The organism is Jeotgalibacillus malaysiensis (genome assembly GCF_044789845.1).
GTDB lineage: Bacteria > Bacillota > Bacilli > Bacillales > Jeotgalibacillaceae > Jeotgalibacillus > Jeotgalibacillus malaysiensis_A.
Genome location: NZ_CP085252.1, coordinates 1,911,251 through 1,926,239, shown reverse-complemented (window position 1 = coordinate 1,926,239; position 14,989 = coordinate 1,911,251). Strand labels below are relative to the sequence as shown.

16 protein-coding genes are annotated in these 14,989 nt (G+C 41.3%); 15 read left to right on the top strand and 1 reads right to left on the bottom strand.

What is annotated here, in order from left to right:
- Positions 1-117 precede the first annotated feature (117 nt).
- The 6 genes from rpsA (at position 118) to LG330_RS10345 (ending at position 5,993) form a co-directional block, all read left to right on the top strand.
- Positions 118-1,263, top strand: a complete 1,146-nt coding sequence (gene rpsA / locus LG330_RS10370) for a 30S ribosomal protein S1 (RefSeq protein WP_404403540.1) — start codon at positions 118-120, stop codon at positions 1,261-1,263.
- A 14-nt stretch (positions 1,264-1,277) separates the two neighbouring features.
- Entirely contained in the window at positions 1,278-2,327 is a 1,050-nt protein-coding gene (gene fni / locus LG330_RS10365) for a type 2 isopentenyl-diphosphate Delta-isomerase (protein WP_404403538.1), read from the top strand.
- 175 nt (positions 2,328-2,502) lie between these two features.
- Positions 2,503-3,819 (top strand): ribosome biogenesis GTPase Der, encoded by a 1,317-nt coding sequence (der, locus tag LG330_RS10360; protein ID WP_404403536.1) that lies wholly within the window; start codon positions 2,503-2,505, stop codon positions 3,817-3,819.
- 18 nt (positions 3,820-3,837) lie between these two features.
- The gene (locus LG330_RS10355; RefSeq protein ID WP_404403534.1) at positions 3,838-4,893 is read left to right on the top strand and encodes an NAD(P)H-dependent glycerol-3-phosphate dehydrogenase; all 1,056 of its coding nucleotides are present in this window, start codon (positions 3,838-3,840) and stop codon (positions 4,891-4,893) included.
- 154 nt (positions 4,894-5,047) lie between these two features.
- Entirely contained in the window at positions 5,048-5,233 is a 186-nt protein-coding gene (locus tag LG330_RS10350; RefSeq protein WP_404409566.1) for a DUF2768 domain-containing protein, read from the top strand.
- 16 nt (positions 5,234-5,249) lie between these two features.
- Positions 5,250-5,993, top strand: a complete 744-nt coding sequence (locus LG330_RS10345; RefSeq protein ID WP_404403532.1) for a hypothetical protein — start codon at positions 5,250-5,252, stop codon at positions 5,991-5,993.
- A gap of 19 nt (positions 5,994-6,012) precedes the next feature.
- On the opposite strand, the gene LG330_RS10340 is transcribed toward LG330_RS10345, so the two are convergent.
- Positions 6,013-7,583 (bottom strand): IS3 family transposase gene (locus tag LG330_RS10340; RefSeq protein ID WP_404403530.1). Its coding sequence is split into 2 segments (ribosomal slippage): positions 6,013-6,920 and positions 6,920-7,583, totalling 1,572 coding nucleotides; the frame shifts between segments, so codons are not numbered across the junction.
- 158 nt (positions 7,584-7,741) lie between these two features.
- On the opposite strand from LG330_RS10340, the gene spoIVA reads away from it, so the two are divergent.
- The 9 genes from spoIVA (at position 7,742) to LG330_RS10295 (ending at position 14,959) form a co-directional block, all read left to right on the top strand.
- Positions 7,742-9,220 carry a stage IV sporulation protein A gene (gene spoIVA / locus LG330_RS10335; protein WP_404403527.1) on the top strand — a complete coding sequence of 493 codons (1,479 nt, stop codon included), beginning with the start codon at positions 7,742-7,744 and terminating at the stop codon, positions 9,218-9,220.
- A gap of 389 nt (positions 9,221-9,609) precedes the next feature.
- The gene (locus LG330_RS10330) at positions 9,610-9,882 is read left to right on the top strand and encodes an HU family DNA-binding protein (RefSeq protein WP_039809415.1); all 273 of its coding nucleotides are present in this window, start codon (positions 9,610-9,612) and stop codon (positions 9,880-9,882) included.
- A 150-nt stretch (positions 9,883-10,032) separates the two neighbouring features.
- Positions 10,033-10,647, top strand: coding sequence for a GTP cyclohydrolase I FolE (gene folE, locus LG330_RS10325; RefSeq protein WP_404403525.1), 615 nt, complete (start codon positions 10,033-10,035; stop codon positions 10,645-10,647).
- An 11-nt stretch (positions 10,648-10,658) separates the two neighbouring features.
- Positions 10,659-10,895 (top strand): trp RNA-binding attenuation protein MtrB, encoded by a 237-nt coding sequence (mtrB, locus tag LG330_RS10320; protein WP_404409564.1) that lies wholly within the window; start codon positions 10,659-10,661, stop codon positions 10,893-10,895.
- A gap of 185 nt (positions 10,896-11,080) precedes the next feature.
- A complete protein-coding gene (locus tag LG330_RS10315; protein WP_404403523.1) occupies positions 11,081-11,857 on the top strand; it encodes a heptaprenyl diphosphate synthase component 1 in 777 nt (258 codons plus the stop codon).
- Between the two features lie 2 nt (positions 11,858-11,859).
- The gene (locus tag LG330_RS10310; RefSeq protein ID WP_404403521.1) at positions 11,860-12,573 is read left to right on the top strand and encodes a demethylmenaquinone methyltransferase; all 714 of its coding nucleotides are present in this window, start codon (positions 11,860-11,862) and stop codon (positions 12,571-12,573) included.
- An 11-nt stretch (positions 12,574-12,584) separates the two neighbouring features.
- Positions 12,585-13,547, top strand: a complete 963-nt coding sequence (hepT, locus tag LG330_RS10305) for a heptaprenyl diphosphate synthase component II (RefSeq protein WP_404403518.1) — start codon at positions 12,585-12,587, stop codon at positions 13,545-13,547.
- Positions 13,548-13,639: 92 nt separating this feature from the next.
- Entirely contained in the window at positions 13,640-14,086 is a 447-nt protein-coding gene (gene ndk / locus LG330_RS10300) for a nucleoside-diphosphate kinase (protein WP_404403516.1), read from the top strand.
- A 99-nt stretch (positions 14,087-14,185) separates the two neighbouring features.
- Positions 14,186-14,959 carry a CheR family methyltransferase gene (locus tag LG330_RS10295; RefSeq protein WP_404403514.1) on the top strand — a complete coding sequence of 258 codons (774 nt, stop codon included), beginning with the start codon at positions 14,186-14,188 and terminating at the stop codon, positions 14,957-14,959.
- Positions 14,960-14,989: the final 30 nt, after the last annotated feature.

Sequence of the window (14,989 nt, the reverse complement as noted above, 5' to 3'; positions counted from 1 at the left end):
CTTGACAAACAGGGCTATTTATTAGAAGTTAGTAGTATATTCTGAATTTAACATTAAACTGTGAATTTTTTCACATTTAATACAATTTCAGCAGTCTTGGATTAAGGAGGAGTACATATGACAGAGGATATGAACAACATCGAAGTAAACTCATTAGAGGTAGGAGATCGGGTTATCGGTACTGTAACCAAGGTGGAGGAAAAACAGGTTCTTGTGGATGTAAAAGACAGCAAGATTGACGGTATAATTCCGATCTCGGAACTTTCGAGCCTCCATGTAGAAAAAGCCTCTGACGTTGTAAATGAAGGGGACGAGCTGGACCTGGTCGTCACTAAGGTCGAAGAAGAGCTGCTCGTGCTCTCTAAGCGTAAAGTTGAAGCGGAAAAAGCGTGGGAAGAAATGAAGCGCAGATATGAAACGGAAGAAGTGTTTGAAGCTGAGGTCAAAGACGTTGTAAAAGGCGGTCTTGTCGTTGATCTGGGTGTAAGAGGCTTCGTACCTGCTTCTCTTGTTGAGGATTACTATGTAGAAGATTTTGAAGATTACAGAGGGAAATCTCTTACTTTTAAAATCGTTGAACTTGACGAAGAGAAGAACAGACTGATTCTTTCTCACCGGGCTGTAATTGAGGGAGAAAAGGCTGAGAAAAAGAAAGAACTGCTTGAAAAGATCCAGGCTGATGATGTTCTGGACGGTACAGTCCAGCGTATTACTGACTTTGGAGCATTTGTTGATATTGGCGGTGTAGATGGACTGGTTCATATTTCACAGCTGTCTCATCAGCACGTTGAAAAACCGTCCGATGTTGTAGAGGAAGGTCAACAAGTCCAAGTCAAAGTACTTTCTGTTGATCGTGATAATGAAAGAATCTCGTTATCAATTAAAGAAACTTTACCAGGACCTTGGTCAGACATTGAAGAAAAAGCCCCAAGAGGAGCTGTACTCGATGGCAAAGTAAGACGCCTCGTATCTTATGGAGCTTTCGTGGAAGTATTCCCTGGCGTTGAAGGTCTGGTTCACATTTCACAAATTTCACATCAGCATATCGGTACGCCTCATGAAGTATTGAATGAAGGTGAAGAAGTCCAGGTAAAAGTACTGGATGTGAACGTTAATGATCAAAGGCTATCACTTTCGATTAAAGAGTTGAAAGAAGATAAAGGGTCATCATCACAAAGCTATGAAATGCCTGAAGAATCTTCAGGTTTCCAGCTTGGTGAAATGATAGGGGACAAACTAAAAGATTTAAATAATGATAAGTAATTAGGTGAATAAATGTGAGCAGAGCGAAAAGAAAACTGGACCATATTGAATATGCTTTATCTGACAGGCAATCTGGAAAAACCGGTTTTGATGAAGTTGTTATTGTTCATCAGAGCCTTCCGGACAGCTCAGTCGATGATGTTTCTCTTCACTCTGAAGTAGGCGGACTTTTACTAAGTTCGCCTTTTTTCATCAATGCGATGACTGGCGGAGGTGGAGATGAAACATCAGAAATAAATGCTTCACTGGCAAGAGCTGCAAAAGAAACGGGAATCGCATTATCTGTAGGTTCCCAAATGTCTGCGATTAAAGATAAACAGGAGCGGCACACCTATGAGGTTGTCAGAAAAGAAAATCCTGAAGGACTGATATTCGGCAATATAGGCAGTGAGGCTACTGTATCACAGGCGCTTGAAGCAGCTGAAATGATCGAAGCTGATGCCCTTCAAATTCATTTGAATGTGATTCAGGAGCTGGCAATGCCTGAAGGTGATCGTGCGTTTAACGGTGCTCTTGAGAGGATTGCCCGAATTGCTGATGACTTAACAATTCCGGTCATTGTAAAAGAAACAGGTTTTGGAATCAGCAGGGAAGCTGCAGTGAAGCTTGATCAGACGTCCATTGCTGCAATTGACGCAGGGGGATATGGCGGAACTAATTTCTCCAGCATTGAAAATAACAGGCAGGAAAGAAAGAAACTTTTTTTTAATGAGTGGGGAATTCCAACTGCCGCGTCAATTGTTGAGACTGTCCATGCCACTTCAAAGGATGTACTGGCTTCTGGAGGCATACATAAAAGTTCAGATTTGCTAAAAAGCCTGATTCTGGGTGCATCTGCTGCTGGCATTGCAGGATCTTTTTTAAGAATATTAACTGAACAGGGTGAAGGTCAGTTAATCGAAGAAATAAAATATTTTCAGGATGATCTGGTCATGATGATGACTGCACTCGGTTGTAAAAACATTGCAGATCTTCATCATGTACCTGTGATTTTAAAAGGTGACTTATACCACTGGCTGAGCGTCAGAGGCTTTTCTCCGGAACTGATGAGCAGGAGATCCTGAATTGTTATTCTTCTGCTCTTTACAATAAAAGCTGATTTCCTTAAAAAGAAATCAGCTTTTACTTGTATGGTCAGTCATTGTGCATTAAATTAATTACTGATACAATGATTTGGCTGTATAGAACGAATAAATTGATAGTACACTTTAAATGAAGTGTGTAGAAAGGGTGAACGTCATGGCAAAAGCAAAGCCGGTCGTTGCGATAGTTGGTCGCCCAAATGTAGGGAAATCTACTATTTTTAACAGAGTTGTAGGAGAAAGAGTATCAATTGTGGAAGATACTCCTGGTGTAACAAGAGATCGTATTTACAGTTCAGCTGAATGGCTGAACCATGATTTTAATATTATTGATACAGGCGGTATTGATATCGGTGATGAGCCATTTTTAGAACAGATCAGACAACAGGCTGAAATTGCCATTGATGAAGCTGATGTTATTATTTTTATGACAAATGGTCGTGAAGGTGTCACTTCAGCTGATGAACATGTTGCAAAAATTTTATATAAATCAAATAAACCTGTAGTTCTTGCAGTCAATAAAGTGGACAACCCTGAAATGAGAGATCAGATTTATGATTTCTATTCACTCGGTTTTGGGGAACCTTATCCGATCTCAGGATCACATGGACTGGGACTTGGTGATCTTCTTGATGCTGCTGCTGAACATTTTGATAAGCGTGAAATAGCAGATTATGGAGAAGAGGTTGTAAAATTCTCTTTAATCGGCAGACCAAACGTAGGGAAATCATCACTGGTTAATGCACTTCTTGGAGAAGAACGGGTAATTGTCAGTAATGTAGCCGGAACAACCAGAGACGCTGTTGATACCCCTTATAAATATGACGGTCAGGAATATGTCATTATTGATACTGCTGGTATGCGTAAAAAAGGAAAAGTCTATGAGTCCACTGAAAAATACAGTGTTCTTCGTGCACTGCGTGCAATCGAGCGTTCAGACGTTGTGCTTGTTCTGATTGATGGAGAAGAAGGTATCATCGATCAGGATAAAAAAATTGCAGGTTACGCACACCAGGCAGGCAGAGCTGTCATTATTGTTGTGAATAAGTGGGATGCTGTAGAAAAAGATGAAAAAACAATGGAAAAGTTTGAGAAAACGATCAGAGCACATTTCCAATTTCTTGATTACGCACCGGTTGTTTTCGTTTCAGCATTAACGAAGAAGCGGATCCATACACTGCTTCCGGTTATTAATATGGCTAGTGAAAACCATTCAATGAGAGTACAGTCCAGTATTCTGAATGAAGTTGTGATGGATGCAGTCGCCATGAATCCTACGCCGACTGAAAACGGCAGAAGATTGAAGATTTTCTATGCGACACAGGTAGCTGTTAAACCGCCAACTTTTGTGATATTTGTTAATGAGCCTGAACTGATGCACTTCTCATATGAAAGATTTCTTGAAAATCGTATCAGAGAGGCATTCGGTTTCGAAGGCACGCCGATCAGACTGATTGCAAGAGCGAGAAAGTAAGACAAAGGAGGGTTTTAGTTGGCAAATCTTCAAATCGCAGTACTTGGAGCCGGTAGCTGGGGAACCGCTCTGGCACTAGTATTAGCTGATAATAACCATCAGGTAAATCTCTGGACTCATACAGAAGCCCAGGCCGAAAAAATCAATCAGACGCACATGAATGATAAGTATCTTCCTGACACTGAATTGCCGGAACTGATCAGAGCTTATTCTGATGTTAAGGAAGCTGTTTCATCTGCAGATATGATAGTTTTTGCGGTTCCTGCAAAAGCTACACGTGAAGTAGCTGAAAAAGTGAACCGTGTAGCTGATAAGCCTGCAATTGTGGTACACGTCAGTAAAGGGATCGAACCAGATTCACATATGAGAATATCTGAAATACTGGAAGAGACACTCAGTCCTGAAACGATGTCAAATCTTGTTGTTCTATCCGGGCCTAGTCATGCTGAAGAAGTTGTCAAAAGGCACCCTACAACTGTTACAGCAGCATCACATCAGATCGAAGCAGCTGAAAAAGTTCAGGATGCATTTATGAATCAGCATTTCAGGGTCTATACAAACAATGATGTGAAAGGTGTTGAGGTCGGCGGTGCACTAAAAAATATTATTGCACTGGCTGCAGGTATAACAGATGGACTTGGTTACGGAGATAATGCCAAAGCTGCTCTGATTACCCGGGGGCTAGCTGAAATTGCGAGACTGGGTACGAAAATGGGTGCTAATCCACTCACATTTTCAGGCCTGACCGGAGTAGGCGACCTGATTGTAACCTGTACAAGCGTCCATTCAAGAAACTGGAGAGCAGGTAATATGCTCGGCAAGGGACATAAGCTTGATGAAGTGCTTGATAGTATGGAAATGGTTGTAGAAGGCGTCAGAACGACAAAGGCGGCTTTCCAGCTTGCTGATAAATATGAGGTCTCAATGCCGATCACAACTGCTCTTTATCATGTATTGTTTGAAGGTGTTCACCCTAAAGAAGCGGTTGACCAGCTGATGGCACGTGTAAAAACGCATGAAATGGAAGATCTGGTTAACATACTTGAAGATCAGGACGATAAAACCGGGAATTAATCCCGGTTTTTTCAATGCGGAAAAATCATTCTGACAGAAAGAATGAACTTTTTCTGACTCTTCCAGACCATAAATCAAGTTTATCTACTTAATATGCTATAATATAACGGCACGTTTTGTGAAAGGGTGAGCTTTAGTGGATGCATTAACGAAGATGTGGATTTCATTTGGTTCAATGGGGTTTATGTTTTTAGCAATTATTATTATTTATTTCAGCCGATATAAAATATCAAACAAGGTTTTAAAGTTTATCACTGCTTTTGCAGCCTATATTTTCATGATATTAGCAGGTTTAATTATGCTTTGGGTCGTTTTAAGCGGTCCGACGATGGAAGCCTGATCAGGGGGAGAGTTATATGAATAAACGCCTGATTGTTCTAGCTGCAGTACTGTCAGTTATCCTGAGTGGATGTATGTTTCCTTCTCAGGAAAGAGCAGGAAATGAAATTGCTTATAAAGAGCAGATTGAGAGTGTGCAGTCTGCTGTGGACCAATACCAGGAAAGTACTGGTGGACTGCTCCCGATAAAGACAGTTGACAATGATACACCAATTTACAGAAAGTATCAGATCGACTTTTCAATGCTGAAGCCAAGATTTATGGCTGAGCTCCCGGGAAATGCGTTCGAAAACGGCGGAGTCTTTCAATATACGCTGTTAAATGTGGAAGAAGATCCGACTGTATATGTATTTGACCTGAGAGTAGCAGAAACGATTAGAACAATCCAGATCAGAGTTCAGGCTAACAGAGGTATTCCGTTTAAGGAACAGGTTGGAGATAATATGTATTCAATTGATTACTCTAAGCTTGGATTTGATGAAGATCCGACTGCTGTCAGTCCATATACAGGAAACGAGCTGCCGTTTGTGGCAGGTGGTGATGGGACGATATATCTGGACTATATGACTGATCTATATCAGCTTACACAGGACCAGGACCTTTCTGCTTTTCAAAATGAAGAGGATCTCCGTTCGATTTTGCTCGAGGATTCGAGAGTAGTACCTGCATACAGCGTTCCATATTTTGTAGGGGAAGATGGGGAAATTAAATACGGAAGAGAAGAAACCGGTTTGAACTGCGCCCTGTCAAGTAGACAGTAAAAAAGAAAAAAGGTTAGAACTACGCTACGGCCTGGTATCGATACTCCATCGGTGCCAGGTTGTTTAATTTTTCTTGATAACGTCCCTCGTTGTAAAATCGCATATATTGATCGATGTCGTTGACTAATTCTTCATAGCTCTTGTACGGTTTCAATGCATATTTCTCGCATTTGAAGTGACCGAAGAAGCTCTCTATCGGCGCGTTGTCGATACACTTCCCGACACGGGACATACTCCGCGTGATCCCTGCCTCTGTCGTGATGTAGCGATATTCTTTCGATGTATACTGCGACCCTCGGTCACTATGGAGTAGAGGCATTGCGTCTGGGTTCGCTTCGATGGCCGCCTTCAGCGTATCCATCACCAAAGGGTTGTTGTTGAAGTGACCGATCTTATAGGCTACGACAGACCCGTCGTACAAGTCCTTGATCACACTTAAATAAGCCTTGTGCCCAAGACCGTAATGGAGGTGTGTGATGTCCGTCACCCATTTCTGATTGGGCTGGCTCGCTGTGAACGCGCGATTCAAGATGTTGTCCTCGATGTTGACGTAGCTGGTCTTCGTACAGTAGCCGTTCGACCGGCGGATAAAGGATTTCAGGTCGAGCTTGATCATCAGACGACGGATCCGTTTGCGATTGTACTGCTTCTTGAACTGACGGTTGATGAACAAGGTGATCCGTCGGTAGCCTAGGATCCCTTGATGTTTGTTGAACATCTTCTTGATCTCCCCGAGTAGCCATTCATTTTCTTCCTCTTGGTCAGTCGGTGTATGGTTCAGCCATTTGTAGTAACCGGATCGCGACACGCCGACCAGCTGGCAAAGCAGTTGAATCGGTGTCTTCGTCTCCTCATGGTAATCATGGATCGCCTGGAACCGATGTAGATGACTGCCTATTCGCGCATTCTGTCCCTCCTTTCGATCTCCTTCAGCTTTTTTAAGAGGCCGTTCTCCGCCTCAAGGTATTGATTGCGATGGTCCAGTTCTTTGATGCGGAGCTTCAGTTTCTCTACTTCTGTCAGGTCCGGCTTAGACTCCAGGGATTTCCCGCGGCGATCGTGAAGTGCCGTCTCTCCGTCAGCCTGATATTTCCGTACCCATCCATAGACCTGTTGATACGAAACCTGATATCTCTCCGCAGCCCCGTGATAGTCAAGGTCGTGGGCGATTGCGAATTGGACGATCTCTATCCGTTCCTCAAATGTCGTCTTTCGTCCTCTGTTCATCTCTCTACTTCCTTTACTAGTGGATTTTATATCTTTTCCACTAGTGTAACGCTTTATCCACCTTCGTAAAACAGAGGAGGTTGAGATGTTGAAACGAGCACAGGTCTCACTGAGGCTACCGTGACCCGCCAGATAATAGTCCACTGCCTGTCGTTTCAATTCTTGGGAGTACTCTTTCCAGGTCTTCGATTCCTTTAATCCGTCGATTCCATCAGATTGATATCTACGGACCCACTCTCGGATGGTCGTCTGGGCAACACTGAATTCCTTAGAGACCACATTCGTCGGCTTCTTCTCATCTAAGACACATAACACCACTTTCAATCTTTCATCTAACATATGATTAGTTACTCGTTTAGACATAAAAATGCCCCCTTCATAGTAGTAGAGAATTTTTATTATTTCTCTGTCTACTTTGAAGGGAGCATATCAGTTATTAAAAGAGCCGGTTTTTTTTGTTCTTTTTGCAGCATGTCCTCATAGAATATAATTGCGTGATGCTGAAACAGGGGGGCTTGCAGATGGAAAAACAAAACGTATTCGAACATATTGCAGAGAGAACGGGAGGGGATATTTACATTGGTGTAGTTGGTCCGGTCAGAACCGGAAAGTCAACTTTTATAAAAAAAATGATGGAGCTTGCTGTCATACCCCATATGAAAAATCCTGCAGAAAAAGAACGTGCCCAGGACGAACTTCCTCAAAGTGCAGCCGGCCGGACGATTATGACGACAGAACCTAAGTTCATACCTAATCAGGCAGTAAAAATTACTGTGTCAGAAGGCCTTGAAGTGAATGTCAGAATGGTTGATTGTGTAGGTTATACGATACCGGGAGCAAAAGGGCATGAAGATGAATATGGTCCCAGAATGGTTCACACACCATGGTATGATGAACCAATCCCGTTTGATGAAGCTGCAGAGGCTGGGACAAGGAAAGTCATACAGGATCACTCAACGATCGGTGTAATGATATCAACTGATGGTACGATTGGTGAAATACCAAGGGAAAGCTATGAAGAAACTGAAGAAAAAATTATTGCAGAGTTAAAGGAAGTTGGAAAGCCATTTATTATGGTTCTTAACAGTGCGAGACCGCATCAGGAGCAGACTGAAACGTTAAGAAAAGAATTACAGCTTAAATACGATGTGCCTGTTGTTGCGATGAGTGTTGAAAGCATGCGGGAAGCAGACGTCATGATGGTATTGAAAGAAGCGTTATACGAATTTCCTGTCCTTGAGGTTAATGTACAGCTGCCTGGATGGGTCATGGTACTGGATCAGGATCATTGGCTCAGATCTCATTTTGAAACAGCTATAGGTGATGTAATTCATGATATCCGCAGAATACGTGATGTTGACAGAGTGGTCAGACAATTTGAAGAGTTTGATCATGTTGACGCTGCTCAGCTTGCTGGAATGGATATGGGCGGGGGTGTTGCCAATATTGATCTTCATGCACCAGAAGAATTATATGACCAGGTAATCGAAGAACTGATCGGTCAAAGGGTTACTGGTAAAGATCATTTTTTATCATTAATTAAAGAATATACAGAAGCTAAAAAAGAATATGATCAGTTCTCTGATGCCCTGAAAATGGTGAGGCAGACAGGGTATGGGATTGCTGCACCTGTATTGTCAGATATGAGCCTTGATGAGCCGGAAATTATCCGCCAGGGTGCAAGGTATGGCGTCAGATTAAAAGCAGTGGCTCCATCAATCCATATGATTAAGGTTGATGTTGAATCGGAATTCTCCCCAATTATTGGTACTGAGAAACAGAGTGAAGAGCTGGTCCATTACTTAATGCAGGACTTTGAGGATGACCCGTTATCAATCTGGAGCTCCGATATATTCGGCAGGAGTCTGAGTTCAATTGTCAGAGAAGGTATTCAGGCAAAGCTTGCGATCATGCCTGAGAACGCCAGATATAAACTTAAAGAAACGCTTGAAAGAGTGATCAACGAAGGATCGGGTGGAATGATTGCTATTATCCTTTAAAAGTACTTACTCCAGGCAGCCTGCTTTAAAGGCTGCTTTTTGTGCTGTAATTAGTCAAACATGGATTAGTATGCTATGATGCATATTCAATGAAAATGAATCAATCGTCATTTTTTATTTGATTGCAGTGCTACAACCCTTTATATAATGCGATTTAGTCGCGAAAAGAGGTTTATTTCTCCTATAAAAGGAGATAATAAGAAGAGATTGCCAATAATTATCGTATTATTCTTGCTAATGTATTTTTAATGTGATAATCTTTTAACAGAATTGATCTAAAACATTGATTCTATAGGCTTTTTAACGATTATTTAAAATCGGGAAGATGCTTTTCAATGTTCACAATGTAACAGAGACTTGCCCATACTTTTTGGGAGGAGGTGAATGACGTGAACAAGACTGAACTAATTAATGCAGTTGCTGAGTCTGCTGAGCTTTCTAAGAAAGACGCAACTAAAGCAGTTGATGCAGTATTCGATACAGTACAAGATGCACTTGCTAAAGGTGATAAGGTACAACTGATTGGTTTTGGTAACTTCGAAGTACGCGAACGTGCTGCCCGTAAAGGCCGTAACCCGCAGACTGGAGAAGAAATCGAAATCTCAGCAAGCAAGGTGCCTGCTTTCAAACCAGGTAAAGCGCTAAAAGATGCTGTTAAATAATACATATCTTTAGCGAGAAAACCGCACATTTCGTGCGGTTTTTTATATGACGTAAAAATGATCGCACATTATCTGAGCAGTTGGCTTTGCGCCTTTTTCGTCCATTATGCTAATATGAAGTGAAATATAGCAGTGTAGGAGGATTGGACAATGGACCATACAACTGAACAGTTGACAACTTTAACAGAAGAGAATAATGGCCGGGTAGACCGGGAGAAAATACAAAAAGCAATTACGATGCTATTAGAAGCAGTAGGTGAAGATCCTTCAAGAGAAGGCCTTCTTGACACACCGAAAAGAGTTGCGAAAATGTATGAAGAAATGTTCTCAGGTCTTCATAGTGACCCTAAAGAGTATTTTAAAACAGTATTTAACGAAGACCATGAAGAATTGGTGTTTGTAAAAGATATTCCTTTTCATTCAATGTGTGAACATCACCTGGTGCCGTTCTATGGGAAAGTGCATGTCGCTTACCTTCCTAAGAATGGTAAAGTTACAGGGCTGAGTAAATTAGCAAGAGCAGTTGAGACAACTGCAAGAAGACCTCAGCTTCAGGAGAGAATTACATCTACAGTAGCTGATGCGATTATGGAAATGCTTGCACCACATGGAGCATATGTAATTGTTGAAGCTGAGCATATGTGCATGACAATGCGCGGTGTTAAAAAACCTGGTGCGAAAACAGTTACAACTGCTGCACGTGGTATATACGAAGAAGATGCTGTACTAAGAAATGAAGTAATGACTCTTCTTAAGATGGATTAATAAAGGAGTGAATTTCTTTGAGTGACCAGAGTAATTTTATCAGTATTAAAGCGCTGGAAGATGGCGTGAATGTAATTGGATTGACGCGCGGCACGGATACAAAGTTCCATCACTCTGAAAAGCTGGACAAAGGTGAAGTCATGATCGCTCAGTTTACTGAACATACATCAGCCGTTAAAGTACGCGGAAAAGCCTCTATATTGACTGCGCACGGTGAAGTGCTGAGTGATGAAAAAACGAAAAAATAATGTAAATGACTGAAGCCAGCAAGTGCTGGCTTCTTTTGACTTCACAACTCCTGCAATTGGTATGCTATAATGGTAGGGATTTATAGATTTGGCTCAATTTAAATGATCCGCATCCAACACTGAATATCATATTCACTATTGGATAAGTCTTTTTACATATGAACTAATGAAATGGGGAGAAAACGATGAGCTTTAAACAATCTGAGCGCTGGATGAATGATACAGTGCAACACATATCCGACCAAATTCATCATCCCTATCTTCATGCAGCAATCGGACAGCCTGAGATTGACCTGGAAAGGTTGTCACTGCTTTTACTCCCCTTTTACCTGAAAAATAAATATACAAAGCTTGACCAGTCCTATGTGGCTACAGCGATACTAATTCAACAGGCACTGGATACTCATGAAAAAGTGTCGTCAAACAATGAATCCCATCGAATCAAACAGTTGACAGTTCTCGCTGGGGATTACTATAGCGGGCTTTACTATAAAATCCTCTCAGATATTCCTGATATCGAGCTGATCAGAAAAATTGCACATGCAATCGAGGAGATTAACGAGCATAAAATCGAGATTTCTTCTGGGCATTCATTAACGGAAAGTGAGTTCCTGCATAGCCTTACAAAAATTGAATCATCGATTATTACCGGACTCTTTAAGCATTTGGGCTTTCATGAAATGGTCCCGCTTGCAGAAAAATTACTGCTGATTCAGCGTCTGAAAAGAGAAAAAACAGCCTTTTCAGAAGGACATTTTTCAAGTTTATTTTATTTTTTCAAACATGGTAAACATCACATTAAAACATCAGATTATACACGGGCATATAAAAGTATTGTTAAAAAGATTTCTGAAGAGATTGAATTTCAGGTGAAGGAACTGAACCTTCCTACATCAGCAAAGAACCTGTCGATCTTCAGCTCTTTTTATGAAAGATTGATTATGTATGCAGAGGAAGGGTAATTATGCAGACGGAAAAAGAACAGAAAGTCCACGGCGTGTTTGAAAAAATTCATGGCCGCTATGATCAAATGAACTCAATCATCAGCTTTCAGCAGCACGTGCGCTGGAGAAAATACACAATGGATAAAATGCAGGTGGCACCCGGAGCTAAAGCGCTCGATGTATGCTGTGGTACTGCTGACTGGACTATTGCATTAGCTGAGGCAACAGGGACTGAAGGAGAGGTAATTGGACTTGACTTCAGTAAAAACATGCTAAAGACCGGTCATGAAAAAGTAAAAGACTTTCCTCAGATTCAACTCGTTCACGGGAATGCGATGTCTCTGCCTTATGAGGATCATTCATTTGATTACGTCACGATTGGATTTGGTCTCAGGAATGTACCTGATTATTTACAGGTATTAAAAGAAATGAATCGCGTCCTGAAGCCGGGTGGAATGGCTGTTTGTCTTGAAACATCACAGCCCACACTTCCTGGATTCAGACAGATTTTTTACGTGTATTTCAAATATGTGATGCCGGTATTCGGAAAGCTTCTTGCTAAGAGCTATAATGAATATTCATGGCTGCAGGAATCCGCAAAGGATTTTCCCGGTGCAAAAGAATTAGCAGGAATGTTTGAAGAAGCCGGTTTTACCAGCGTACATTACAAACCTTTCAGTGGTGGAGCGGCTGCCATGCATATCGGCTATAAAAAAGCTCAACATGTAGATTAGGTGGAAGTTAAATGAAATTAACAATGCTGTATTCGTTTCTAAAAGCGGATATCGAAGAAATAGAAAAAGAGCTTGGCAAAGCAATTAATTCAGAAACTGCATTATTAAAAAATGCATCACTTCATCTACTTCAGGCCGGAGGAAAGCGTATCCGACCTGTTTTTGTACTGTTATCCGCCAAGACAGGACATTATGATATTCACAGAGTTAAAAATGCTGCAGTAGCGCTTGAGCTGATTCACATGGCCTCATTAGTTCATGATGATGTCATTGATAACTCTGAAATGCGCAGAGGCAGAACAACGATTCAGGCTGAATGGAATAATCAGGTGGCGATGTATACAGGGGATTATATGTTTGCCAGAGCTTTAAATTATATGACAGTGATTGAGGATACTACTGCACACCGGATTCTTTCCGATGCAATCGTAGAGCTTTGCCTTGGCGAAATTGCTCAGATTGAGGATAAATACAGATTTAATCAGAGCTTAAAAGATTACTTCAGAAGAATTAAAAGAAAAACTGCTCTTTTAATTGCAGTCAGCTGCCAGCTTGGTGCTGTAGCGGGAGAAGCCAGTCCCGAAGCACAGAGAAGGTTATACCGGTTTGGTTATTATGTAGGGATGGCTTATCAGATTACTGATGATATTCTTGACTTTACCGGGACAGAGAAAGAACTCGGGAAGCCTGCTGGCGGTGATCTGCTTCAGGGGAATATTACACTTCCTGTGTTTTTCGCAATGGAAGATCAGGAACTTGGACATCGAATCAGAAAGATCCATGAGGACATGCCAAAAGAGGATCTCCAAGTAATTATAGACAGCATTCTGAAAACGGATGCGATAAAAAGATCCACTGTTATCAGCCAGCGCTATCTTGTCAAAGCACTCGAGCAGCTTGATGCACTTCCGGCTTCCAAAGCTAAAAAATCCCTGAGAGATATTGCGATTTTTATTGGTAAAAGAAAGTATTAATATGTAATGAAAACGTTGCCAAAAAATGAAATGAGTGATAATCTTTGATAGGGTCTTCTTTAGACCGACATACATAGTTGGGGGAATAGAGAATGGAAAAGACATTTTTAATGGTTAAGCCAGACGGTGTACAAAGAGGGTTAATTGGTGAAGTGATCAGCCGATTTGAAAGAAAAGGTTTTAAATTAGCAGCTGGTAAACTGATGGTTATTTCAGATGACCTAGCGAAGAAACATTACGGCGAGCATGCCGACAAGCCTTTCTTTGGTGAACTGGTAGATTTCATTACTTCCGGTCCGGTTTTTGCAATGATTTGGGAAGGGGAAGACGTTGTGAAAACTGCCCGCCACATGATGGGTGCAACAAAACCAAGTGAAGCTGATCTTGGAACAATCCGCGGCGATTTTGGTCTGACTGTTGGAAAGAATATCATTCATGGTTCTGACTCATTGGAAAGTGCAGAACGGGAAATGAACCTTTTCTTCGGTGAAAGTGCGGCACTTGAATATAAGAAATCAAGTGATGAGTGGGTATATTAAAAACAAAAAGCGCCTTAGCGGGTGCTTTTTTTTATAGCATTTTTTTTGATGTTTTACTATATTAGCTTATAATAGCTTTAACTAAATGAGGTGTATCTGATGTCAAATGATTATGCAGGATTTATAACTTATATTAAAGGTAAAACGGGGATTGATCTCAGTCTTTACAAAGAAGCGCAAATGAAAAGAAGGCTTACGTCTCTTTACGAAAAAAAGGGGTACAAATCATTTCTCGATTTTTCATCAGCCCTGACATCTGAAAAGACATTACTCGATGAATTTCTTGACCGAATGACGATTAACGTATCGGAATTTTACAGAAATCAAAAGCGCTGGGCCGTGTTGGAGGAAAAAATACTGCCTGTACTTCTTAAAAATCATCAGCCGCTTAAAGTGTGGAGCGCTGCCTGTTCAACCGGGGAAGAGCCTTACTCACTTGCAATGGTGTTAAATACTTTTCCTAAGGGGAGTTACGCAAAAATACTGGCTACTGACCTCGATAGAATTGCGTTAGAAAAAGCAAAAATCGGATTATACACTGAAAGAGCACTTGCAGAAGTGCCACTTGAAGTTAAACATAAACACTTTACCAAACAGGGTGTCTACTATCAGGTAACAGATCATATTAAAGAACTGGTGCAATTCAAACAGCAAAATCTTCTCAATGATCGTTTTGATGGCGGCTTTGACTTAATCGTCTGCCGGAATGTCATGATTTATTTTACGGAAGAAGCTAAAGAAGAGCTTTATCATAAATTCAGTAAAGCCTTAAGACCGGGGGGTGTTCTGTTTGTCGGGAGTACTGAACAGATATTCAATCCAGGCAAATATGGTTTTGAATCAGCTGATACGTTTTTTTACCGGAAAATTTGAATTTGCCGGATAATTTCACTACATACACGA